Annotated in this window: 19 protein-coding genes, 1 tRNA gene and 1 pseudogene; 10 read left to right on the plus strand and 11 right to left on the minus strand. The window is 70.6% G+C overall.

Annotation, left to right across the window (positions count from 1 at the left end; translation table 11 throughout):
- Window positions 1-79: 79 nt before the first annotated feature.
- Window positions 80-1,327 carry a hypothetical protein gene (locus tag JOE57_RS06390; RefSeq protein WP_204916913.1) on the plus strand — a complete coding sequence of 416 codons (1,248 nt, stop codon included), beginning with the start codon at window positions 80-82 and terminating at the stop codon, window positions 1,325-1,327.
- Window positions 1,328-1,336: 9 nt separating this feature from the next.
- The gene (locus JOE57_RS06395) at window positions 1,337-2,068 is read left to right on the plus strand and encodes a response regulator (RefSeq protein WP_204916914.1); all 732 of its coding nucleotides are present in this window, start codon (window positions 1,337-1,339) and stop codon (window positions 2,066-2,068) included.
- Between the two features lie 316 nt (window positions 2,069-2,384).
- Here JOE57_RS06395 and JOE57_RS06400 read toward each other — a convergent pair whose 3' ends face one another.
- Together JOE57_RS06400 and JOE57_RS06405 are read right to left on the minus strand one after the other, a co-directional pair.
- Window positions 2,385-2,900 carry a VOC family protein gene (locus JOE57_RS06400; RefSeq protein WP_204916915.1) on the minus strand — a complete coding sequence of 172 codons (516 nt, stop codon included), beginning with the start codon at window positions 2,898-2,900 and terminating at the stop codon, window positions 2,385-2,387.
- A 58-nt stretch (window positions 2,901-2,958) separates the two neighbouring features.
- Window positions 2,959-3,273: a DMT family transporter gene (locus tag JOE57_RS06405; RefSeq protein ID WP_204916916.1), complete on the minus strand. Its 315-nt coding sequence runs from the start codon at window positions 3,271-3,273 to the stop codon at window positions 2,959-2,961.
- Window positions 3,274-3,420: 147 nt separating this feature from the next.
- Here JOE57_RS06405 and JOE57_RS06410 point away from each other — a divergent pair, with 147 nt between their 5' ends.
- Window positions 3,421-3,894 (plus strand): nitroreductase/quinone reductase family protein, encoded by a 474-nt coding sequence (locus JOE57_RS06410; protein ID WP_204916917.1) that lies wholly within the window; start codon window positions 3,421-3,423, stop codon window positions 3,892-3,894.
- 7 nt (window positions 3,895-3,901) lie between these two features.
- On the plus strand, window positions 3,902-4,291 hold the full coding sequence (locus tag JOE57_RS06415; protein WP_338041192.1) for a VOC family protein: 390 nt from the start codon (window positions 3,902-3,904) through the stop codon (window positions 4,289-4,291).
- Between the two features lie 37 nt (window positions 4,292-4,328).
- Here JOE57_RS06415 and selD read toward each other — a convergent pair whose 3' ends face one another.
- The 5 genes and pseudogenes from selD to JOE57_RS19370 form a co-directional block, all read right to left on the minus strand.
- The gene (gene selD / locus JOE57_RS06420) at window positions 4,329-5,324 is read right to left on the minus strand and encodes a selenide, water dikinase SelD (RefSeq protein WP_204916918.1); all 996 of its coding nucleotides are present in this window, start codon (window positions 5,322-5,324) and stop codon (window positions 4,329-4,331) included.
- 21 nt (window positions 5,325-5,345) lie between these two features.
- Window positions 5,346-6,269: an NrfD/PsrC family molybdoenzyme membrane anchor subunit gene (gene nrfD, locus JOE57_RS06425; RefSeq protein WP_204916919.1), complete on the minus strand. Its 924-nt coding sequence runs from the start codon at window positions 6,267-6,269 to the stop codon at window positions 5,346-5,348.
- Window positions 6,266-7,171 (minus strand): 4Fe-4S dicluster domain-containing protein, encoded by a 906-nt coding sequence (locus JOE57_RS06430; RefSeq protein WP_338041193.1) that lies wholly within the window; start codon window positions 7,169-7,171, stop codon window positions 6,266-6,268. The genes nrfD and JOE57_RS06430 overlap by 4 nt, the downstream gene beginning before the upstream one ends.
- A pseudogene (gene fdh, locus JOE57_RS06435) lies at window positions 7,168-9,942 on the minus strand (formate dehydrogenase); the annotation flags it as partial. The pseudogene fdh and the gene JOE57_RS06430, both read right to left, overlap by 4 nt.
- A gap of 12 nt (window positions 9,943-9,954) precedes the next feature.
- Window positions 9,955-10,533 carry a hypothetical protein gene (locus JOE57_RS19370; RefSeq protein ID WP_476703440.1) on the minus strand — a complete coding sequence of 193 codons (579 nt, stop codon included), beginning with the start codon at window positions 10,531-10,533 and terminating at the stop codon, window positions 9,955-9,957.
- Between the two features lie 127 nt (window positions 10,534-10,660).
- On the opposite strand from JOE57_RS19370, the gene JOE57_RS06445 reads away from it, so the two are divergent.
- The 4 genes from JOE57_RS06445 to JOE57_RS06460 all read left to right on the plus strand — a co-directional run bounded on the left by JOE57_RS06445 (window position 10,661) and on the right by JOE57_RS06460 (window position 15,194).
- Window positions 10,661-10,755: transfer RNA gene (locus JOE57_RS06445), tRNA-Sec, on the plus strand.
- A 55-nt stretch (window positions 10,756-10,810) separates the two neighbouring features.
- A complete protein-coding gene (gene selA / locus JOE57_RS06450; RefSeq protein WP_204916921.1) occupies window positions 10,811-12,148 on the plus strand; it encodes an L-seryl-tRNA(Sec) selenium transferase in 1,338 nt (445 codons plus the stop codon).
- Between the two features lie 5 nt (window positions 12,149-12,153).
- On the plus strand, window positions 12,154-13,968 hold the full coding sequence (locus JOE57_RS06455) for a selenocysteine-specific translation elongation factor (RefSeq protein ID WP_204916922.1): 1,815 nt from the start codon (window positions 12,154-12,156) through the stop codon (window positions 13,966-13,968).
- Window positions 13,965-15,194 carry an enolase C-terminal domain-like protein gene (locus JOE57_RS06460; protein WP_204916923.1) on the plus strand — a complete coding sequence of 410 codons (1,230 nt, stop codon included), beginning with the start codon at window positions 13,965-13,967 and terminating at the stop codon, window positions 15,192-15,194. The genes JOE57_RS06455 and JOE57_RS06460 overlap by 4 nt, the downstream gene beginning before the upstream one ends.
- Window positions 15,195-15,206: 12 nt before the next feature.
- Here JOE57_RS06460 and JOE57_RS06465 read toward each other — a convergent pair whose 3' ends face one another.
- Window positions 15,207-15,767, minus strand: a complete 561-nt coding sequence (locus JOE57_RS06465) for a helix-turn-helix domain-containing protein (protein WP_338041194.1) — start codon at window positions 15,765-15,767, stop codon at window positions 15,207-15,209.
- A gap of 67 nt (window positions 15,768-15,834) precedes the next feature.
- Between JOE57_RS06465 and JOE57_RS06470 the strand changes: the two genes are divergently transcribed.
- Window positions 15,835-16,542 carry an AzlC family ABC transporter permease gene (locus JOE57_RS06470; protein ID WP_204916924.1) on the plus strand — a complete coding sequence of 236 codons (708 nt, stop codon included), beginning with the start codon at window positions 15,835-15,837 and terminating at the stop codon, window positions 16,540-16,542.
- A complete protein-coding gene (locus JOE57_RS06475) occupies window positions 16,539-16,862 on the plus strand; it encodes an AzlD domain-containing protein (RefSeq protein ID WP_204916925.1) in 324 nt (107 codons plus the stop codon). Before JOE57_RS06470 ends, JOE57_RS06475 begins: the two co-directional genes overlap by 4 nt.
- Before the next feature lie 253 nt (window positions 16,863-17,115).
- Here JOE57_RS06475 and JOE57_RS06480 read toward each other — a convergent pair whose 3' ends face one another.
- The 3 genes from JOE57_RS06480 to resB all read right to left on the minus strand — a co-directional run bounded on the left by JOE57_RS06480 (window position 17,116) and on the right by resB (window position 20,797).
- Window positions 17,116-17,961 carry an SMP-30/gluconolactonase/LRE family protein gene (locus JOE57_RS06480; protein ID WP_204916926.1) on the minus strand — a complete coding sequence of 282 codons (846 nt, stop codon included), beginning with the start codon at window positions 17,959-17,961 and terminating at the stop codon, window positions 17,116-17,118.
- A 167-nt stretch (window positions 17,962-18,128) separates the two neighbouring features.
- Window positions 18,129-19,151, minus strand: coding sequence for a c-type cytochrome biogenesis protein CcsB (gene ccsB / locus JOE57_RS06485; RefSeq protein ID WP_204916927.1), 1,023 nt, complete (start codon window positions 19,149-19,151; stop codon window positions 18,129-18,131).
- Entirely contained in the window at window positions 19,148-20,797 is a 1,650-nt protein-coding gene (resB, locus tag JOE57_RS06490; protein WP_204916928.1) for a cytochrome c biogenesis protein ResB, read from the minus strand. Before resB ends, ccsB begins: the two co-directional genes overlap by 4 nt.

Below are 20,797 nucleotides of genomic sequence, written 5' to 3' on the forward strand. Positions count from 1 at the left end.
CGACCGACCTGCTGGCTGGCCGGCAGGCACCGGCGTAGAGTGCGCCACCGACACCCCCCGCTCCGCCGAGGAGGCCACCGTGCTGACCCATGAGCAACGCCGCGACCGGCTCGCCTACCTTGCCGTCCTTCGTCAGGTGTCGACCCACACCCGACGGGCATCACTGGTCCGGCTGTTGGCCGCCCTGGTCATCGCCGGCATCGCCTCGTTCGGCGGCATGGCGCTGGTCGCGGTGCCGCTGGCGCTGATGGTCGCCGTCACTTCCCTGCTGGACTACCTCAACGCCTGGCACGAGGAGCACGGCACGACGTCGAGGCTCCGACTGGTCCAGCACTACGCCGACACCACCAGGGCCGTCTCCGGCATGCAGCAGATGAACCTCGGCGGACTGATCGGCACCCTGAGCTCCCCGCTGTTGGTGATCATCGCCAGCTGGCTGCTGACCGACCTGCCGGGGCCGGCCCGGCTCGTCGCGCTGGCGACGGCGATCGTCTATGTCTGCAGCGTGGCGGGCAGCATTTTCAAGGACCATTCCTGGTTCAACCCTGAGGGTCGACCGCCGGCCTGGCAGGAGATCGTCCGTCTGGGGGCGGGGCCGGTGGCCTGTGCGCTGATTGCGGTGATTGCGCTGCCGGCGCCTTGGACGGACTCGGAACTGCTGGCCGTGTGGGTGCTGGTGCTGACACCGTTCACCATCCAGGTCCGGATCTGGGACCACGACCAGCTGCTCCGCGGGATCGGGCCACTGGTCCGCGACGAGGCGTACGAGGGACGCAGCCTGGTGTTGCGGGAGATCCACGGCTCGCTGTCCACCCAGCTCCGACTGCTGGAGCAGTACGCGCGTCGGCTCAAGGCCGAGGAGCCGGTCCTCTACGAGCTGGCCGTCAGCGCCAACAGCCGGCTGCGCGAGACGTTGATGTTGCGCGAGGCCGACCGGATGACGGCGACCACCACCGACACGCTGGCGGCCCCGGTGCTCACTCTGGCCAGGGCGGTCGGGGCGAGCGCCACGGCGACGATCGAGGTGACGGAGCTGGCGGAGGAGGATCGGGATCTGGCCCGGCTCACGCTCAACGACCTGGTCGGCAACGCGATCAATGCGGGCGCGGCGGAGGTGCACACCGTCGTACGCAAGGTCGGTGACCAGATCGAGATCTTGGTCAGCGACGATGCGGCACCGATGACACCGGGGGTGTGGAAGACTCCGGGCACGAGCTCGGCGCGGCTGGAGGCCAGGCTGGTCGAACTCGGCGGAGGACTGGACTGTGTCCAGGGTGAGCAGGTGAAGACGGTGACAGCCCGCTGGACGGAGCTGGACGGGGGCTGAGTGGGGGCGATGGCACAGTCGGGTCGGGTGCTGCTGGTCGACGACATACCGGGGGAACGGATCAACTTCCAGGCGGCGTTCGGCGCCGAGCTCGGGGTGGCTCGTGACGTCGGACAGCTCGAGGCGCGGCTGCGTGACGGTCATCAGTGGTCGGTGGCCTTCGTCGACTTCAACCTCAACTCGGCCGACAGCACCGGGCTGACCGCGCTCCTGCGCCTGCACCACGAACGGCCCGAGACCCGGATCGTCACCTACAGCCAGTTCAACGAGGGAGGCCGCACGCTGTATGCGGCAGCCGCCAGGCACTGGTTCGGCGCCGATGCCCTGCTGGACAAGACCCGGAACGAGCCCGAGTCGCTGATCGCCTACGTCCACGAGCTGACCGCCGGCCGAAACCCGACGCCGCAGCGCTGGCAGCAGCGGCTGCAGTCGGCACACCTGATCGACAGCCTGCTCGCCGATGCGAGCTGGGTGCGGATCTGGGCGGCGATCCGCGAGGCCAGCGGCGACATGGCCCTGGTCGCGAAGATCCTCGATGTGGGGGTGAGCAGCCTACGCAGCTTCAAGGACCGGGCGACCGAGGCGGCGATCGCCTTCAACGAGAAGTTCCATGATCAGCCGCATCCGGGCTACAGCCGCAATAAGAAAGGGATCCTGAGCTCGTTCGCCGCGGAGCATCGGCATTTCCTGACCGCACCGGACCTGTCCACGGTGATGTCACCGGGCACCCGGCGCCGCTAGCCGTAGGCTCCACCAGCGCGGGTGTTCGCGGCGGTCGCGGTGGTGCCGGGCTGAGTCACCAGACACCACCGCCTGTCCCTCGGCAAGGACCGGCGGCTCCCCCGAACAGCCGCACCTGGCAGTGTCGACCGTCGGCCCCCCCGAGGACGCTGCGCCGCTTTCCGTTCCCCCGATACGCAAAACGACGACACCGCCATTCCATCTCCTCGCGAGGGGTGGCTCCAGCACTTTTGTGTCTCGTCGTTGTCAGCTCTTCGACAGGCTCAGAGTACGAAGACCCCACCGCTCTTCGACCGGCTCCGAGCGCGGACAGAGCTCAGACCGTGACGCCGAGTGGCACGCTGATGCCCAGACCGCCGCGGGTGTCACGGCCGTAGCGCGCCATCTCCCGCACCAGGTCGAGCGGCCGCGTTCCAAACTCGATGTCGTCGGTGAGCAGGTGCGCCGGGACCAGCCAGACGATCTCGAACTCCAGGCCGTCGGGATCCTTTCCATACAAGGACTTGGTCGAGCCGTGATCCGACATGCCGGTCAGCGCGCCGGCCTCGGCCAGCTCGCCTCGAAGGACCTCGAGGTCGGCCAGCGTCTGCACCTCCCAGGCCAGGTGGTACAGACCGACGCTCCCCCGCCCGGCGGCACTCCCGGTAGCCTGCGCTCCCACCTGGAACAGGCCCAGGTCGTGATCGTTGGTCGACTCCGGCGCCCGCAGGAAGGCCGCCTGGCCGGGGATGGTCTGGGCGACGGTGAAACCGAGCACGTCGGTGTAGAACTGCACCGACGCGGCGACATCGCGGATGAAGAGGACCGCATGATTGAGGCGATGAATGGCCATCAAGGCTCCCGGAAGTAGTTGATAATTGAATATTAAACCATTCTAGCACCGGCGGGCCTCAATGCAGCATCTTCAGCCCGATCACCCCGCCCACGATCGCCGTCAGGAAGACGATCTTGAGCACCGACACCGACTCGGCGCCGACAGCCATCGCATAAACGACCGTGAGCGCCACACCGATCCCGGTCCAGACCGCATAGGCGGTGCCGACCGGCAACGTACGCATGACGAACGCCAGCCCTGCCATGCTGGCGACCAGGGCGACACCGAACACGACGGACGGCCCGACCTTGGTGAAGCCGGCCGAGCGGCTCAGAGCGGTCGCCCAGACCGCCTCGAGAACACCGGAGATGATCAAGATGATCCAGGCCATGTCACATTCCTCGCGTCAGTCGGCGAACGGATCACGGCAGTCTAGGTGCGAAACCTTGCTGAGGCAGGGCTCCGGTCAGCCTTGGCCCGGCGAACAGCACCAGGCCCGACCACGATCCGAGGGTCGGCGCGATGTGAGGATGGAGACGTGCCGACCGACGCGTTGCTCAAGGCGATCAACGCACTCCACCACGCGATCATCAGGCTGTCCGGCGGACGGCTGGGCTGGACCGCGGGCGACATGCCGGTGGTGGAGCTCACCACCACCGGGCGACACAGTGGCCAGCCACGAACCGTGCTGCTCACCTCACCGCTGCAGCTCGGCTCGGCGCTGGTCGTGGTGGCCTCCCGTGGCGGCAGCGACCAGCCGCCGGACTGGCTGTTGAACCTGCAGGCCGACCCCCACGTCAGCGTCCGGGTCGGCGGCGGCCCAACCCAGCCGAGGCGGGCCCGGGTCGCCTCGCCGGCCGAGCGCGCCCGGCTGTGGCAGCGTGTGGTCGCCGGCCATCGGGTCTACGCCGGCTACCAGCAGAAGACCGACCGGGAGATCGCGCTGGTACTGCTGGAGCCTCCGCCGGCGGGCTCGTTCGGCCCTTTCCCCGAGGCGGACCCGGTGCGATGATCACCTGGTGATCGGTCGGCTGCACCACGTGATCATCGACTGCCCGGACCCGGGCGGCTTGGCCGCGTTCTACGCCGAGCTGCTGGGTCAAGACATCACCTACGCCGATGAAGACTTCGCCGTGGTCGCCGAGGACGCCCGGCACTCGGGCCTCGCGTTCCAGCGCGCGCCCGACCATCGAGCACCGCGCTGGCCCGACCCCGGGTACCCGCAGCAGGTCCACCTGGATGTGATGGTCGACGACCCTGTGTACGCCGTCTCGCAGGTGGTCGCCCTGGGTGCCAGCCGGTTGACGTCACCGGACGGCGGGTACGTCTTCGCCGATCCCGCCGGCCATCCCTTCTGCCTGATCCCGCGCCCGTCCTGGGCGGCGCCGATCCATCCCGTCAGCGACTGACCCAGCGGGCTCGGGTCAGCCCATGAGCCATCCCCGATCAGCGGACGATGAGGACCTGGTCGGCGCGCGGCACCAGCTCCCCGATCACCGGGTGACCCGGCAGCTCGCCGGCCACCAGCAGGCCGCCCGAGGTCTGTGCATCGGCCAGCAGCAGCAGCTCGTCGTCGTCGACCTCGGAGCTCAGCTGCGGTCGTACCCAGTCCAGGTTGCGACGGCTGCCGCCCGGCACGTACCCCTGCGCCAGCGACTGCCGGGCGCCGTCCAGATAGGGAACGGCGGCCGCGTCCACCACGGCCGAGACACCGCTGGCGCGGGCCAGCTTGTACAGGTGCCCGAGCAGCCCGAACCCGGTGACGTCGGTGCCGCAGCGGACACCCTGGCGCAGCGCCAGCCGGGAGGCATCCCGGTTGAGGGCCGTCATCACCTCCACCGCCTGGTCGAACCGCTCACCGGTCGCCTTGTGCCGGTTGTTCAGCACGCCGAGGCCCAGCGGCTTGGTCAGGGTCAGCGGGGTACCGGCCACCCCGGCGTCGTTGCGCAGCAGCCGGTCGGGGTCCGCCAACCCGGTCACCGCCAGTCCGTACTTGGGTTCGCGGTCGTCGATGCTGTGCCCGCCGGCGAGGAAGCAGCCCGCTGCTGCGCACACGTCGGAGCCGCCGCGCAGCACGTCGGCTGCCAGGTCGAACGGGATCCGGTCCCGGGGCCAGGCCAGCAGGTTGACCGCGACCACCGGCTCGCCACCCATGGCGTAGATGTCGGAGAGCGCGTTGGCCGCCGCAATCCGGCCCCAGTCGTACGGGTCGTCTACGACCGGGGTGAAGAAGTCCGTCGTCAGCAGCAGCGCCCGGTCCCCCTCGATCCGGACCGCGGTTGCGTCATCGCCCTGGTCGATCCCGACCAGCAGGTTACCGCCGGCCCTCGCTCCCGGCAGGCCGGCGAGCACCCGTTCCAACTCACCCGGAGGAACCTTGCAGGCGCAGCCACCGCCTTCGGCGTACTGCGTCAGCCGATGGGAGACAGTGGTGCTCGACATGACCTCAGCGTAGGGGGCGCGCTACTGGCCGGTGGCGGCGTCTCGTTGCCGCAGCCGTTCGCGCTGCGGCACGACCGTGTACTTGGGGTCGGCCGCCGAGGCCAGTCCCGCCTGGAAGACGCCGAACCGGGTCAGCACCGAACCGGCCAGGCAGGCCAGCCCGCCGGCGACCGAGACGGTCCGCGACCGGCCACCCAGCAGAGCCAGCGCCGCACCGCCGGCCGTGCAGGCTCGAGCAGCCCGCATCAAGACCCCCGGCCGGCCCTGCTGGTAGGGCTCCGCCTGCATGCCGAGGCGGCGCTGCATCAGCTCGGCCGAGACGAGGTCGGCGGCAGCCCCGGCAACCGCCAGCCGACGCGCCGGTCCGGCCTGGTCGACAGGGGTGGCCACCATCGCCAACCCGCCGGCTGCCGCCGCCGCACTGCCGCCGAACAGGAACGGCAGTTCGCGGTGCCCCTCGTGCCAGGCCGGCACAGCGGTGTTGGCAATCAGCGCCGCGGTGTAGGTCGCCAGTGGTGGGCCGAGCACGGCGGCGCCGATGCCGGCGAGCCGTCCGAGCCGTGGGAACCGCCCGGTCAGCTCGGTCGCGGCAGCAGCCGCCGCCAGGCCGGAGAACGGTGCGAGAATCCAGGACCCGACCGACAGCGGCGAGGTCGGCTTGAACACCCGCATCATGTTCAGGAACCGCTCCGGCCGGCCCAGGTCATGCACCAGCGCCACCGTGCCGAGACCGGCACCGGCGGCGGCCGACACCCGACCGACCCGCAGCAGCGCCGGGCGCTCCGTCAGCGCGGCACCCTCGGCCAACAGTGCGGACACGCCGGCCACCCCGCCCAGGAACAGGTACAGCGGCACGTCCGGCTGCTTCCAGACCGGCTGCTTGAGGATGGGGCGCCCGTAGTAGGAGGAGAACTCCGGATCGGGGACGACGGCACGCTCTCTCATCGCCGCCGCCCGAGGAAGGAGCCGATCCCGACCGCGACCAGCCCGAGGGCGGCCGCACCGACATGCGCCCAGATCGAGCCCAGGTCGCGGGTGGTCACCACCGGGTCCGGCGGCAGACCGTAGACCTCGGGCTCGTCCAGCAGCAGGAAGAACGCCCCGTCCCCACCGACGCCGTCCTGCGGGTCCTGACCGTACAGCCGGGCCACGTCCACCCCCTTGGCGTGCAGGTCGGCCACCCGCCGGTCGGCGCGTTCGCGCAGCTCGGACAGCTCGCCGAACTGGATCGAGTCTGTTGGACAGGCCTTGGCGCAGGCCGGCTCCTGGCCCGCGCCCAGCCGGTCGTAGCACATCGTGCACTTGAAGACGCGGCCGTCCTCCTTGCGCTGGTCGATCACCCCGTACGGGCAGGCCGGCACGCAGTAGCCGCAGCCGTTGCAGACGTCCTCCTGGATCACCACCGTCCCGAACTCGGTGCGGAACAGCGCACCGGTCGGGCAGACGTCCAGGCAGGCGGCATGCGTGCAGTGCTTGCAGACGTCCGAGGCCATCAGCCACTGCACACCTGCGGCCTCGGCACCCGCCGGGGCGCCCCCGGTGGTGGGCAGCGTCGGCGTCGGCGGGCCCAGCGACGGCATCCCCAGGTCGGTGACCGGGACCGGCTTCTCCACGAACGCCACATGCCGCCAGCTGTTCGCTCCGAGCTGCTCGGTGTTGTCGTAGGACATCGCGGACAGCGAGATGCCGTCCTCGGGGATCCCGTTCCACTCCTTGCAGGCGACCTCACAGGCCTTGCAGCCGATGCAGATGCTGGTGTCGGTGAAGAAGCCCATCCGCGGTGGATGCTCGGCATACCCGGCGTCGCCGGCCACGTCGTCCAGCGGTCCGAAGAGGCTGTTGGTCACGAACGGCTCCCATCGTCGTCGAGCGGGGCGGCACCGCTGTCCCCGGTGCCGATGTCACTGCTGCCGGGGCCCCCTGTATCGGTGTTCCCGTCGTTCTCGGACGCGTGCCGATCCCGAAGCTCGGCCGCGGCCCGTTGGCGGAAGCCCTCCACGAACGGAGCCACCTCGGCACCGCGCGGCCGGCGGCCGGGTCGGACGTCACAGGTGCCGACCTTTCCCTGGATGTGCACGTTGGGGTCCGGTGTGATGTTGACCAGGTCATTCGCCGGGTCACCGGTGCTGAGGCCGTTGCCACCCCAGTGGTAGGGCAGTCCCACCTGCTCGACCATCCGGTCGCCGATCCGCAGCGAGCGGATCCGATCGGTCACCAGCACCCGGGCCTCGATGGCGCCGCGGGTGGTGACGATGGTCGCCCAGCCGCCGTTGGTCAGACCTCGCTCGGCAGCCAGCCGCGGCGAGACCTCGCAGAACATCTCCGGTTGCAGCTCGGACAGGTAGGGCAGCTGCCGGCTCATCCCGCCGGCGGTGTGGTGCTCGGTCAACCGGTAGCTGGTGAAGACGTACGGGAACACGGTGCTCTGCGACGGGTTCAGCGGGTTGGCCGGATGCTCGAGGTGGCCCCGCGCCGGGCTGCTCTGCTGGCCATAGACGGCGTTGACGACGGGCGACTCGGGCGGCTCGTAGAACGCCGGCAGCGGGCCGTCGGCGAGGCCCGCCGGAGCGTACAGCCAGGCCTTCCCGTCGGTCTGCATGATGAACGGATCACGGCCACCGATCGCATCCGGTCCGCGCGCGTCATCCGGCGGAACATAGTCCGGCGCCCGGTCGGGGATGAAGTCGGGCACGTCGTGGCCGGTCCAGCGGCCCTGCTCGGCGTCCCACCAGACGTAGGCCTTGCGCTCGCTCCACGGTTTCCCGTCGGGGTCGGCAGAGGCCCGGTTGTAGAGGATCCGGCGGTTGGCGGGCCAGGCCCACGCCCACTCCGGAGCGACCCAGCTCTGGTCGGCGCCGGGGGTCCGCCGGGCCGCCTGGTTGGTCTCGTCGGCGTAGACGCCGCAGTAGATCCAGCAACCGCAGCTGGTCGACCCGTCATCCTTCAGCTCGGTGTAGGCCGACAACGCCTTGCCGTCCGGGCCGACCCCGTTGATCTCACGCAGCACCGCCTCGGCACTGGGCTCCGCGTCGGGCCCCTCCACCGGGTAGTCCCAGGTCAGGTCCAGCAGCGGCCGGTCCATCTCGTCGGTGGACCCGGCCAGCTTCCGCCGGATCCGCACGCCCAGGTCGTAGTAGAACTTCAGCTCGCTGGTGCAGTCGCCGGGCGGCTCGACCGCCTTGTGGTGCCACTGCAGCAGTCGCTGGGTGTTGGTGAACGAGCCGTTCTTCTCCACATGGGAGGCGGCCGGCAGGAAGAACACCTCGGTCTTGATCTGCTCCGTGCTGAGCTCGCCGGTGGCGATCTCCGGGCCGTCCTTCCAGAAGGTCGCCGACTCGATCATCGCCAGGTCGCGCACCACCAGCCAGTCGAGGTTGGCCATCCCGAGGCGCTGCATCTTGCCGTTGGCCGACCCCACCGCCGGGTTCTCCCCGACCACGAAGTAGCCCGTGACCTTGCCCTCGATCATGTCCACCACGGTCGGGTAGGTGGAGTGGTCACCGGTCAGCCGGGGCAGGTAGTCGAAGCAGTAGTCGTTGTTCGCAGTGGCGGCATCACCCCAGTAGGACTTCAGCAGACTGACGGTGTAGGCCCGCATATTGCCCCAGAAACCGGTGCTGCCGGCGTCGGCGGCGACGAAGGCGTCCAGGTCCTCGTGCTGCTCGGCGTGCGGCATCGGGATGTAGCCCGGCAGCAGGTTGAACAGGGTGGGGATGTCCGTCGAGCCCTGGATGCTCGCGTGCCCGCGCAGCGCCATGATGCCGCCGCCGGGTCGTCCGATGTTGCCGAGCAGCGTCTGCAGGATCGCTGCCGTGCGGATGTTCTGCACCCCGGTGGTGTGCTGGGTCCAGCCGACCGCGTAGCAGAACGCCGAGGTGCGTTCCCGGCCGCTGTTGCTGGTCAGCGCCTCGGCCACGGCGGCGAACTGGGCGGTGGAAATGCCGCAGACCTCCTGCACCAGCTCGGGGGTGTAGCGGGCGAAGTGGCGCTTGAGGATCTGGTAGACGCAGCGGGGATGCTGCAACGTCTCGTCCCGCTCGGGCTTGGCGTGCACCGCCGGACCGCCCGAGCCGGCCGTCTCGGCCCGGCCCGCCTCGTGCGCCTCGGAGCTGCTGGCGCCCTGGCCGCCGTCGGGCGTGCCCGGTTGATGCGGGTCGCGCTGTCCGGCCGCCGCCGCCTCGGTGGCGCCCTCGTACTGCCAGGAGTCGGACGAGTAGGTGCCGCTGTCCGGGTCGAAGCCGGAGAACAGCCCGTCGAGGTCCTCGGTGTCGCGGAACTCCTCCCCGACGATGGCCGCGGCGTTGGTGTAGGCCACCACGTACTCGCGGAAGTCGAGCTCGTTGCTCAGCACGTAGTTGACCAGCCCGCCGAGGAAGGCGACATCGGTGCCCGCCCGGATCGGGACGTGCAGATCGGCCATCGCCGACGTGCGGGTGAACCGCGGGTCGACATGGATGATCGTGGCTCCGCGCAGCTTGGCCTCCATCACCCACTGGAAGCCCACCGGGTGGCACTCGGCCATGTTGGAGCCTTCGATCAGTATGCAGTCAGCACCTGCCAGATCCTGCTGGAAGCCGGTGGCACCGCCACGGCCGAACGAGGTCCCCAGACCGGGGACCGTGGAGGAGTGTCAAATACGAGCCTGGTTCTCGATCTGGATCGCGCCCAGAGCGGTGTAGAGCTTCTTCATGAGGTAGTTCTCCTCGTTGTCGAGGGTCGCACCTCCCAGGCTGGCGATCGCCATCGTGCGGCGCAGCCGCCGGCCTTCCGACTCCCACTCCCAGTGCTCCTTGCGCGCCTTGACCACCCGGTCGGCGATCATGTCCAGCGCCACGTCCGGGTCCAGGTCCTCCCACTCGGTCCCGTACGGGCGGCGGTAGCGGACCTTCGTCACCCGGCCCGGGGAGGTGACCAGCTGCTTGCTGGCACTGCCCTTGGGGCAAAGTCGGCCACGCGAGATCGGGCTGTTCGGGTCACCCTCGATCTGGGTCACCTTGCCGTCGCTGACGAACACCTTCTGGCCACAACCCACCGCGCAGTACGGGCAGATCGAGTCCACCACCCGGTCGGCGGTGGTGGTCCGCGGCTGCAGGTCGGCGCTCTTCTGCGACATCGCCGCCGCACCCCGCCCGAGCCGGTCGCGACCACGCAGCTGCCGAATCACCGGCCACGCACCGAGGAACGTCTTCTCGCCCATCTGCCTGCTCACCGCCTGTCTCGTGAACCCCGTCAACCGACGTGCCTGTACCCAGTTACGGCCGGTGATCAACAACGTAGCACCAGACTTCGGGGAGGGAGCCGCGGCTCGGCCGGACCGCAGCGCTAGGGTGCTGCGCGGAGGCGTACCTCGTCTGGTGATGGGCGCGGTCCTCAACACCGTTGTGACCGAGCATCTCGGTCAGGCGGGTTCGATTCCCGTCCGCCTCCGCCAACTTCACGCATCCGGGTGCGTGCGGAGCCGGACGGAGCCGGAGGGGAGGTCAGGTGTGGCAGACAGCCGCCGGCTGACCCCGCGTACCGACCAGGTCCTGGCGGAGCCACGGATCCGCGCGGCCACCGGACGGCTCGGAGAGCGGATCGTGAAGGCAGCGGTCCGGGACGCGCTGGAGCTGTGCCGGGCCGGCGACCTTCGCCCCGACGACGTCGTGCCGGCGGCGCTGGCCGCGCTGCCCAGCTCGGCCAGCTCGCTCCGTCCGGTGATCAACGCCACCGGAATCGTGGTGCACACCAACCTCGGCCGGGCGCCGTTGTCCGCCGCTGCGGTGGACGCGATCGCCGTCGCCGCCGGAGCCACCGACGTCGAGCTGGACCTGGACACCGGCCGACGTGGCCGCCGGGGACGCGGCGCTCTGGCCGCGCTGGCAGCGGCCGTCCCGGCGGCCGAGGACGTGCACGTGGTGAACAACGGCGCCGCTGCGCTGGCGTTGGCCGCGTCGGCCCTGGCCACCGGCCGCAATATCGTGGTCTCCCGCGGTGAGCTGGTCGAGATCGGTGACGGCTTCCGCATCCCGGAGCTGTTGGAGTCGGTGGGCGCGACGCTTCGGGAGGTCGGCACCACCAACCGGGTCAGTCGGGACGACTATGCGTCGGCCGTCGACGAGCAGACGGCGTTCGTGCTCAAGGTGCATCCCTCCAACTTCGTCGTCAGCGGCTTCACCTCCTCGGTGGGGGTGGACCAGCTCGCCTCGCTGGAGGTGCCGGTGGTCTGCGACATCGGCTCGGGGCTGCTCGCCCGACACCCCCGACTGCCGGACGAGCCGTCGGCCGAGGCGAGCCTCGCCGCCGGGGCGGCTCTGGTCACCGCCTCCGGCGACAAGCTGCTGGGCGGCCCGCAGTGCGGGTTGCTGCTCGGCCGGGCGGCACTGGTGCACCGGTTGCGACGGCACCCGCTGGCCAGGGCCCTGCGGGTGGACAAGCTGACCCTGGCGGCGCTAGAGGCGACCGTGTCGGGTCCACCGACCCCGGTGGCGGAGGCCCTCGTCACCCGACCGGAGGAGCTGATGCGCCGGGCCGTCGCCATCGGTGCAGCGGTGCAGGATGTGGTGGACGTGTGCTGTGTGGTCAGCGCCGCGGCCGTGGGTGGCGGCGGTGCGCCCGGCGTCGAGTTGGAGAGTGCCGCCGTCTCGCTGGACGCGGAGCTGGCCGCGCCGCTGCGGCTCGGCCCGACGCCGGTGGTCGGCCGGGTGGAACGCGGACGGTTGCTGCTGGACCTGATCGCGGTGGCCCCGGAGGCCGACGCCGACCTGGTGGCGGCCGTCCGCCGCTGCGTCACCGCCGCACCCTCCCCTGCCCCGTTAGCCGCGACACCGGCTCAGGAGCAGTAGCCGGAATGCACGTGATCGCCACCGCCGGGCACGTCGACCATGGCAAGTCGACCCTGGTGCAGGCCCTGACCGGCAGCCAGCCCGACCGACTCGTCGAGGAGCGCCGCCGGGGGCTCTCCATCGAGCTCGGCTACTGCTGGATGCGGCTGCCCGGCGGGGCCGGTGACCTGGCCTTCGTGGACGTGCCTGGGCATGAGCGGTTCGTCTCCACCATGCTGGCCGGCGTCGGCCCGGTGCCGGCGGTCCTGTTCGTGGTGGCTGCCGACGACGACTGGATGCCGCAGGCCGGGGAGCATCTGGCGGCGCTGGACGCGATCGGCGTCCGGCACGGTGTGCTGGCCGTCACCCGTGCCGACCTGGCCGATCCCGGCCCGGCGCTGCGACGGGCCCAGTACGAGCTGGCGTCCACCTCGCTCCGGTCGATCCCGGCGGTGGCCGTGAGCGCCCGCACCGGTGCCGGGATGGACGAGCTGGGGCACGCCCTGGTCGATCTCGTCGGCCGTCTGCCACAGCCCGACCCCACCTCGGACGTCCGGCTGTGGGTCGACCGGTGCTTCCACCTGTCCGGGGCCGGGACGGTGGTCACCGGCACCCTGCCCGAGGGCAGCGTCGCGGTCGGCGACCACCTCGCCCTGGTTGACGATCAACGCGGAGAGCAGTCGGTGCGAGTACGGTCGATCGAGACGTTGAACGAGCCGGTGCGCCAGGTCAGCGGGGTCGCCAGGGTCGCGCTGGGCCTCGGCGGATCGGTGCCGGCCGGCCTCGCCCGAGGCGGCGTGCTGGTGACACCTGGCGCCTGGCTGCCGGGTGACACCGTCGACGTCGGCTGGCACGGCCGGCACGACCAACCGCCGCCGGAGCGCACGCTGCTGCACATCGGTGCAGCGGCGGTGAGCGTACGGCTGCGTCCGCTGGGACCGGGCCTGGCCCGGCTGGTGCTGGACCGGCCGCTGCCGTTGCGGGTGGGTGACCGGGCCCTGCTGCGTGACTCCGGAAGCCGGCTGGTCTGGGGTGTGACCGTGCTGGACCCGGCCCCTCCGCTGCTGCGGCGGCGCGGCGATGCCCGACGGCGAGCGGCCGAGCTGGCGATAGGGGTCGGTCGGCCGGATCTCGCCGACGAGCTGCGCCGGCGGGGCGTCACCCGGGTCTCGCTGCTCACCAGGATCGGTGTCGAGGTGCCGGCGGACCTTGACGGACTGGCGATCCGCCGGGGCAACTGGCTGCTGCCGCGGGACCGGCTGCCTGGGCTGCGTGAACGGCTCCGCACCGCGGTGGACGAGCACGACCGGGCTCGGCCGCTCGACCCGGGGATCACGGCAGCTGCGGCCGCGCAGCTGCTGGGCCTGCCGACCGCGGACCTCGTCGCCGAGCTGGTCGAGGCACCGCTGCGGTTCCAGGAGGGGCGGGTCATCGCCGCCGGGGCCGGCCTGCCGCCGCGCCTGGTCAGCGCCGTCGCCGCGCTGGAGCGCGACCTGGCGGACCATCCGTTCGCTGCGCCGGACGCGGGCGGTCTCGCTGCGCGGGGGTTGGACGCGAAGGCGGTGGCCGCCGCCGCCAGAGCCGGTCTGCTGCTCAAGCTGGCCGACGGCATCGTGCTGATGCCGTCAGCGCCGGCGCTGGCGGCCGAGCTGCTGCGTCGGCTGCCGCAGCCCTTCACCGTCAGCGAGGCCCGGCAGGCGTTGCAGACGAGCCGCCGGGTGGTGCTGCCGTTGCTGGCCCAGCTCGACCGCAGCGGGGTCACGCGCCGCCTCCCCGACGACCGACGCCTGGTCGCACCCGCCGCATCTCCGCCCATCCACGAGCCGAGTGAGCCGTCATGAAGATCATCGACATCCGCCCGACCACTGTCACCGTTCCACTTGAGGCGCCGCTGCGGCACAGCAACGGAGCCCACTGGGGCCGGTTCGTCCGAACCTTGATCGAGCTGGAGACCGACAACGGGCTGGTCGGGCTGGGTGAGCTCGGCGGCGGCGGTGAGGCAGCCGAGAACGCCATCCTGGCGCTGAAGCCGTACCTGCTCGGGCATGACCCGGCCCGGGTCGAGGAGCTGCGCTGGATGATCGCCAACCCGACAGCGAGCCTCTACAACAACCGGACCCAGCTGCTGGCGGCGATCGAGTTCGCCTGCCTCGATGTCGTCGGGCAGCAGGCGAACCTGCCGGTGCACGACCTGCTCGGCGGCCGGGTGCGGGACCGCGTCCGGTTCGCCAGCTATCTGTTCTTCAGGCACCCGGGCACGGACGGCTCCGGCGAGGTCCGCACCGCCGAGCAGCTGGTCGAGCAGGCCCGGGCGCTGGTCGACCAGCACGGGTTCGACGTGCACAAGCTCAAGGGTGGCGTCTTCCCGCCGGACTACGAGCTGGACTGTTTCCGGGCGCTGGCCGAGGCGTTTCCCGGACACCGGGTGCGCTATGACCCGAACGGGGCCCTCAGCGTCGAGGAGGCGATCCGGTTCGCCACCGCCATCGCCGACCTGAACAACGACTACCTGGAGGACCCGACGTGGGGACTGAACGGGATGCGTCGGGTGCGGGAGAACACCGCCATCCCGCTGGCCACCAACACCGTGGTGGTCAACTTCGAGCAGCTGGCGGCGAACGTGCTCAACCCGGCCGTCGACGTGATCCTGTTGGACACCACCTTCTGGGGCGGCATCCGGCCCTGCGTCAAGGCCGCCGGCGTCTGCGAGACGTTCCAGCTGGGCATCGCGGTGCACTCCTCCGGTGAGCTCGGCGTCCAGCTGGCCACCATGCTGCACCTCGGCGCGGCACTTCCCAATCTAGCCTTCGCCGCCGATGCGCACTACCACCATCTCCGAGACGATGTGATCGTCGGCGGCAAGATGGCCTACGCCGACGGATCGATGGCCGTACCTGAGGGGCCCGGGCTGGGGGTGAAGCTGGATCACGACAAGGTGGCCGAATATGCCGAGCTGTTCCGTGAGCTCGGCGGCTATCCGTACGACCGCGACCCGGCCCGCCCGGACTGGTTCCCGCTGCTCCCCAACACCGACTGGGCCGACCCCACCGCACGCTACCGACCCTGAGTCGGCCGAGGCTCAGCCGTTCTCGGAGACCAGCACCGCGAAGGTGTCGGCCTCCAGGGCCTTGAAGATGTGGGCCGCGTCGCCGGGGTAGGCGATGTAGTCGCCCGGACCGAGCTCGGCCGGGTCCTCGGTCGGGCCGACCAGGGCCCGACCGGCGCCGAGCACGACATGCTCGATCACTCCGGGCAGGTGCGGGTCGGACTCGCGGGCGGTCCCGGGCTGGGCGGAGACCAGATAGAGGTCACGCCGCGCGTGCGGCGGGCAGGAGGCCAGCAGGGTGGCGACGTAGTCCGCCCGCTCGGCCGCGATCGTCGGGCCCTCGCCGGCGCGGATCAGCTGGACCCGCGGCCGGGACGGCTGCACCAGCTCGGCGAACGGGACGTCCAGAGCAACGCTCAGCGCCCACAGCGTCTCGACGCTCGGGTTCCCGGTGCCCGACTCCAGCTGGGACAGGGTGGACTTGGCGATGCCGGCCCGCCTGGCCACCTCGGCCAGCGACAGGCCCGTCCGGCGGCGTTCCCGCTGCAAAGCGGCGGCGATGGCAGCGAGCGGGGCTCCGTTGCTCTGAGTCACAGTGTTCGCTCCAGACGTCCATGCGTTCGCCTTGACGAACACTTTTGATGTGTTCATCATAGAAGACATGCGTTCGATATGGCGAACACTCGGGCCCGTCTGGCGCCGGCACATCGCCCTGCTGTGCCTGGCCGACGCGGTGGTGGGCGCCTCGTTCGGGGCGCTGGCGATGGGCTCCGGGCTGCCCGGATGGCTGCCGGTGCTGCTGTCGCTGGTGGTGTTCGCCGGGGCGGCCCAGTTCATGTTCGTCGGCATTCTGGCGGCCGGTGGCAACCCCTTTGCGGCCGTGGCCGCGGGCCTGCTGGTGAATGCCAGGCACCTGCCGTTCGGCTTCGCCGTACGCGAGGCCATCGGCCACGGCTGGCTGCGTCGGCTGGTCGGCAGCCACCTGATGGCGGACGAGACGGTCGCGTTCACCCTGGCCGAGGCCGACCCAGCGCGCCGACGGGTCGTCTACTGGGCCACCGGCATGGCCCTGTTCGTCTGCTGGAACCTGGGCGTGCTGCTCGGTGTGTACGGCGGGACGGTGGTGCACGACACCGACGCGCTCGGCCTGGACGCCGCCTTCCCGGCGGTCCTGGTGGCCGTGGTGCTGCCCGCTCTCCGCGACCCGGTCACCCGTCGGGCCGCGCTGGTCGGCGCCGCCGTCGCGCTGGCTGCCACGACCGTGCTGCCGGCCGGGTTGCCGGTGCTGCTCGCCCTGGTCGGAGTGCTGTTCGCCGTACGGTGGGGTCGTGCCAAGCCGTCCCCGGACGGATCCGGTGTGCTGCCGTGACCTCGACCCCCACCCTGGTGCTGGCCGCGTTGGTGCTCGCGGTCGGCACCCTGGCCTTCCGACTGGCCGGCCCCGCGCTGAGCTCACGGGTCGAGCTGTCCGCCGAGGTGGGCAGGCTGATGAGTACCGCGGCCGTGGTCCTGCTGACCGCGCTGGTGGCCGTCACGGCCCTCACCCAGGGCCACGGGTTCGCCGGTGTCGCTCGTCCGGCCGGTGTCGGAGTTGCGGCGCTGCTCGCCTGGCGGCGGGCACCGTTCGTCCTGGTCGTGCTCGGGGCCGCGGCAACCGCCGCCGGGCTGCGGTTGCTGGGCCTCCCCTGAGTCGGACGGCCGTTCGGCCGGCCCCCTGCGCCCGGTGCCCCAGCGAAAACTCATCAGAACGCGAGAAATCGGCCGAGAATGGCCCTTGAGCGCTCGAAATCTCGCGTTCTGATGAGTTTTCGCAAGGGGGCCCGGGAGCGGGCAGGAGGAGCTTCGCGTACGCAGTGGCGGGCACCGAGCTCAGCAACGGGAGAGCGGGGCAACTGAGTGGTCAGACTGTCGCCGGGGCGTCCTGGCCGGAGCTGATGAGGCGTCAGCCGGCGTACACGGCCGGCAGCACGCCCCGTACACCCGGCTCGGCGACAAATACGGCACCGGCCTTGGGACCACCGGCGCCGCCGTCAGTGGACGTGGTGATGTAGAGCCGGTCGAGGTCGGCGCCGCCGAAGGTGCAGGCACTGGTCTGGCTGGCACCCTCCACCTCGATCGCCGCCAGCTGCTCGCCGGTGCCGGGATCGAAACAGCGCACCCCGGACCCACCCCACAGGGCCACCCAGAGGTTGCCGTTCGCGTCGATCGTCATCCCATCGGGTGACCCGCCCTGGATGTTGGGCACCGCGACGCGGCGGTTCTGCCACTCGCCCGCCTCGTCGACGTCGAATGCGTCCACCCGCTGGGTGGGGGTGTCGATGTAGTAGACCGTCTGGCCGTCGGCAGAGTAGACCATCCCGTTCGGGCAGCTGAGATCCTCCAGCACCGGGGTGACCCGCCCGTCGGTGTCGAGTCGGTAGAGCACCCCCACCGGCCGGTCCCCCGCACTCGGCATCGAGCCGCAATAGAAGCGGCCCTGCGGGTCACAGCCGCCGTCGTTCATCCGGATTCCGGTGTCGGACCACAACTCGCCGAGGTCACGCCGGCTGCCGCCCGGGTCGACCAGCACGAACGACCGTTCCGCGGCGGCGACCAGGCCTCCCCCGACCCGCGGCCGGAAGGCTCCGACGAACGAGCCGACGTGGATGCTGCCGGCCTCCCGTCCGTTCTCGTCGATGGACACGATCCGCCCGGCGAACCCGTCGCAGATCCGCAGGCCGTCCTCGGGCCACCAGACCGGCCCTTCGCCGTGACCGACCAGGATGTCGCTGAACTGTGAGGCGCGCATGGCGTTCAATCTAGCTGTCCGGGGCCGGACCGAGTCCAGCCGCCGCCCCACCGAGCCAGGGAAACTGTCACTGGGCTCGGCAAATTTGCCGAGCCCAGTGACAGTTTCCCAAGTCGACTTGGGAATCCGACAAAGGCAGAGGATGCAGAGAGGAAGAGGGGGAGGGGTCAGACGCCGGCGTAGGAGTGCAGGCCGCTGACCAGCAGGTTGATGCCGATGAAGTTGAACCAGAAGGAGGCCAGACCGAGGATGGCGATGACGGCGGCCCGGCTGCCCCGCCAGCCGGCGGTGGAGCGGGCGTGCAGGTAGCAGGCGAAGATCACCCAGGTCACCAGGGCCCAGGTCTCCTTGGGGTCCCAGCCCCAATAACGGCCCCAGGCGTACTCGGCCCAGATCGAGCCGGCCGCGACAGTGAAGGTCCACAGCGGGAAGGCGAAGGCCAGCATCCGGTACGCCACCAGGTCCATCCGGGCACTGCTCGGTAGCCGCGACAGGTAGCCGCGAACGGTGCCGCGGCCCTCGGCCCGCTTCTTCAAAAGGTAGAGGATCGAGGCCAGCCCACCGACATTGAAGGCGGCACCGGAGATGATCGCGGCCACGATGTGGATCAGGAACCAGACCGAGTGCAGCGCGGGCACCAGCGGCGCGACCGCGACATAGAAGACCGTGACCGCCAGCCCGTTGCCGACCGCCGCCAGCAGGGTGACCGGGAGGCCGAGCCAGCGCATGCCGGCCCGCCACACCATCAGCAGGTAGGCGGCCACCACGAACACCATCGCGCTGATGGTGAACTCATACATGTTCCCCCAGGGCGCCCGGCCGGCCGCCAGGCCCCGGAGCACCACACCTGCCACGCTGGCCAGGAAACCGATCAGAGTCAGGGCGATGCCGACCCGGCCGAACAGGTCGACCCGGTGGCTCGCGATCCGCTCAGCCGAGAAGGACTCCGCCTCGCCTGCCCCGGCCGGCTGGTCGACGGGCAGGTCCGCTCCGTCGGTGCCAACAGCGGTGTCAACGCCCGCGACGCTGGACCCGGCACCGACGCCGACCAGCTCACGTTCGGTGTGGGCCGGCCGGGCGACGCCGAGCCGGCGCGCCGAGGCCCACTCGGCCGCGTGCGAGAACATCGCCAGCATGTAGACCACGACCGCAGTCACGATCGCCAGGCTGGAGTAGTACTGGTAGTTCATCGACCACTCTCTCCGTTCGCATCCGAGTCGTCAGCACCGGCGTCGTCAACGCCCGAGGCATCGGCTGGTGAGCCGGTCAGCTCCGCAGCCAGCTGCTCGACGTCCTCACTGAGCCCGGCCCGCGCATCCGCCCGGTCCAGTCCGGCAACTTCGACCACAGTACCCCTACTACTTTCGGTAGTAAGCAGCCGTACCCACACCCTGCGGGGCCGGATGAACAACGACAGGCAGAGCCCCAGCACGGCGAGTCCGATGGCCGTCAGGGACACCTGGATTCCCGGCGTGTCACCGACCTGGAGCTTCACCCACCGCTGGTACCCGTCGAAGCTGATGGTGCCCTTGCCGCCGGGCAGCTCCTTGTACTCACCGGGCCGGAGGACGAAGCGGAGCACGTCGGTGCCGGCGGGGTTCTTCAGCTGGGTCATGCCGGTCTTGTCGAGGGAGTAGACGTTCTCCGGCTGGCCGGTCTCCTTCTTCGGTGGTCCGTACCAGGCGTTCAGGAACAGCGCCGGGTCGACCGCATCCGGGAACACCGAATGGGGACCCTGGGAGTTGACAACCGCGGTGGGCAGGAAGAAACCCTCGAAGGCCAGCCGCTCCGGCCGTGCGTCGGGGGCCTTGATCACCCCGGCCGAGGTGAAGTTGCCGTCCTGCGGCAGAAACACCACCGGCCCCGAGTACGCCACATTGCCGTCGGCGTCCTTGATGGTCACCACCGGTGCGTAACCGTGCCCGATCAGGTGCACCGTGCTGCCACCGACCTTCAGCGGCTTGTTGACCTCCAGCACCTCGTCGTGCGGAGTCGCGCCCGGCTCGTCGGTCACCGTGACCCGCGCCTTGAACAGCCTGGCCGCGCCGGTCTGCACCGGCCCCGTCTCAAACTTCACGTCGAACTGGTTCACCACCAGGCTGAACGGGTCGAGGTCGGAGGCCGAGAAGGCGGACCCGGCGGAGAAGTCGTCGTACTGGGTCAGGCTGTTGGCGAAGCCCTGCCCGACCACGACGACACTGGTGCCGCGAAAACCGGTGAGGCCGCCGATGGCCACCCCGAGCAACAGGAACAGCAGGCTGATGTGGAAGACCAGGTTGCCCGCCTCCCGCAGATAGCCGCGCTCGGCCGAGATCGAGTCCGGCTGCCGCCGTACCCGGTAGCGCTGCCGCTGCAGGCGATCCGCGGCCCGGTCCAGCAGGTCGTCCTGTCGGCCCGCCTCGATCTCTCGGCTGGTGAATACCGGCAGCCGGGACAGGTTCCGCGGCGTCGGCGGCGGGGCCGCACGCAGCGCGCGCGCGTACACCCGGACCCGGGGAATGATGCAGCCCACCAGCGAGACGAACAGCAGCAGGTAGATGGCCGAGAACCACGGCGAGGTGAAGACGTTGAACAGTCCGACCTTGTCGTAGAGCGGGCCGAGGGTCGGATGCTGGGTGATGAAGTCGTCCACCCGGATGGGCGACACCTTGCGCTGCGGGATCAGCGATCCGGGGATCGCTGCCAGCGCCAGGGAGAACAGCAGCACCAGCGCAGTCCGCATCGAGGTCAGCTGCGTCCAGACGAACCGAAGCGAGCCGACCAGACCCAGCGGTCCGGCCGCTCCGGGTCTGGGGCGGTGCTGCTTCGGCGGACTCTCGGTCGGGGTCGAAGCCAT

Origin of the sequence: Microlunatus panaciterrae (genome assembly GCF_016907535.1) — a bacterium.
In the GTDB taxonomy this organism is placed as follows: domain Bacteria; phylum Actinomycetota; class Actinomycetes; order Propionibacteriales; family Propionibacteriaceae; genus Microlunatus; species Microlunatus panaciterrae.

Excerpts from the sequence above, each read along its gene's own strand:
- JOE57_RS06395 (WP_204916914.1), top strand. The coding sequence starts at position 1,337 with ATGGCACAGTCGGGTCGGGTGCTGCTGGTCGACGACATACCGGGGGAA.
- JOE57_RS06400 (WP_204916915.1), bottom strand. The coding sequence starts at position 2,900 with ATGGCCATTCATCGCCTCAATCATGCGGTCCTCTTCATCCGCGATGTC.
- JOE57_RS06405 (WP_204916916.1), bottom strand. The coding sequence starts at position 3,273 with ATGGCCTGGATCATCTTGATCATCTCCGGTGTTCTCGAGGCGGTCTGG.
- selD (WP_204916918.1), bottom strand. The coding sequence starts at position 5,324 with ATGTCGAGCACCACTGTCTCCCATCGGCTGACGCAGTACGCCGAAGGC.
- nrfD (WP_204916919.1), bottom strand. The coding sequence starts at position 6,269 with ATGAGAGAGCGTGCCGTCGTCCCCGATCCGGAGTTCTCCTCCTACTAC.
- JOE57_RS06455 (WP_204916922.1), top strand. The coding sequence starts at position 12,154 with ATGCACGTGATCGCCACCGCCGGGCACGTCGACCATGGCAAGTCGACC.
- JOE57_RS06460 (WP_204916923.1), top strand. The coding sequence starts at position 13,965 with ATGAAGATCATCGACATCCGCCCGACCACTGTCACCGTTCCACTTGAG.
- JOE57_RS06470 (WP_204916924.1), top strand. The coding sequence starts at position 15,835 with ATGCGTTCGATATGGCGAACACTCGGGCCCGTCTGGCGCCGGCACATC.
- JOE57_RS06480 (WP_204916926.1), bottom strand. The coding sequence starts at position 17,961 with ATGCGCGCCTCACAGTTCAGCGACATCCTGGTCGGTCACGGCGAAGGG.
- ccsB (WP_204916927.1), bottom strand. The coding sequence starts at position 19,151 with ATGAACTACCAGTACTACTCCAGCCTGGCGATCGTGACTGCGGTCGTG.
- resB (WP_204916928.1), bottom strand. The coding sequence starts at position 20,797 with ATGGCTTCGACCCCGACCGAGAGTCCGCCGAAGCAGCACCGCCCCAGA.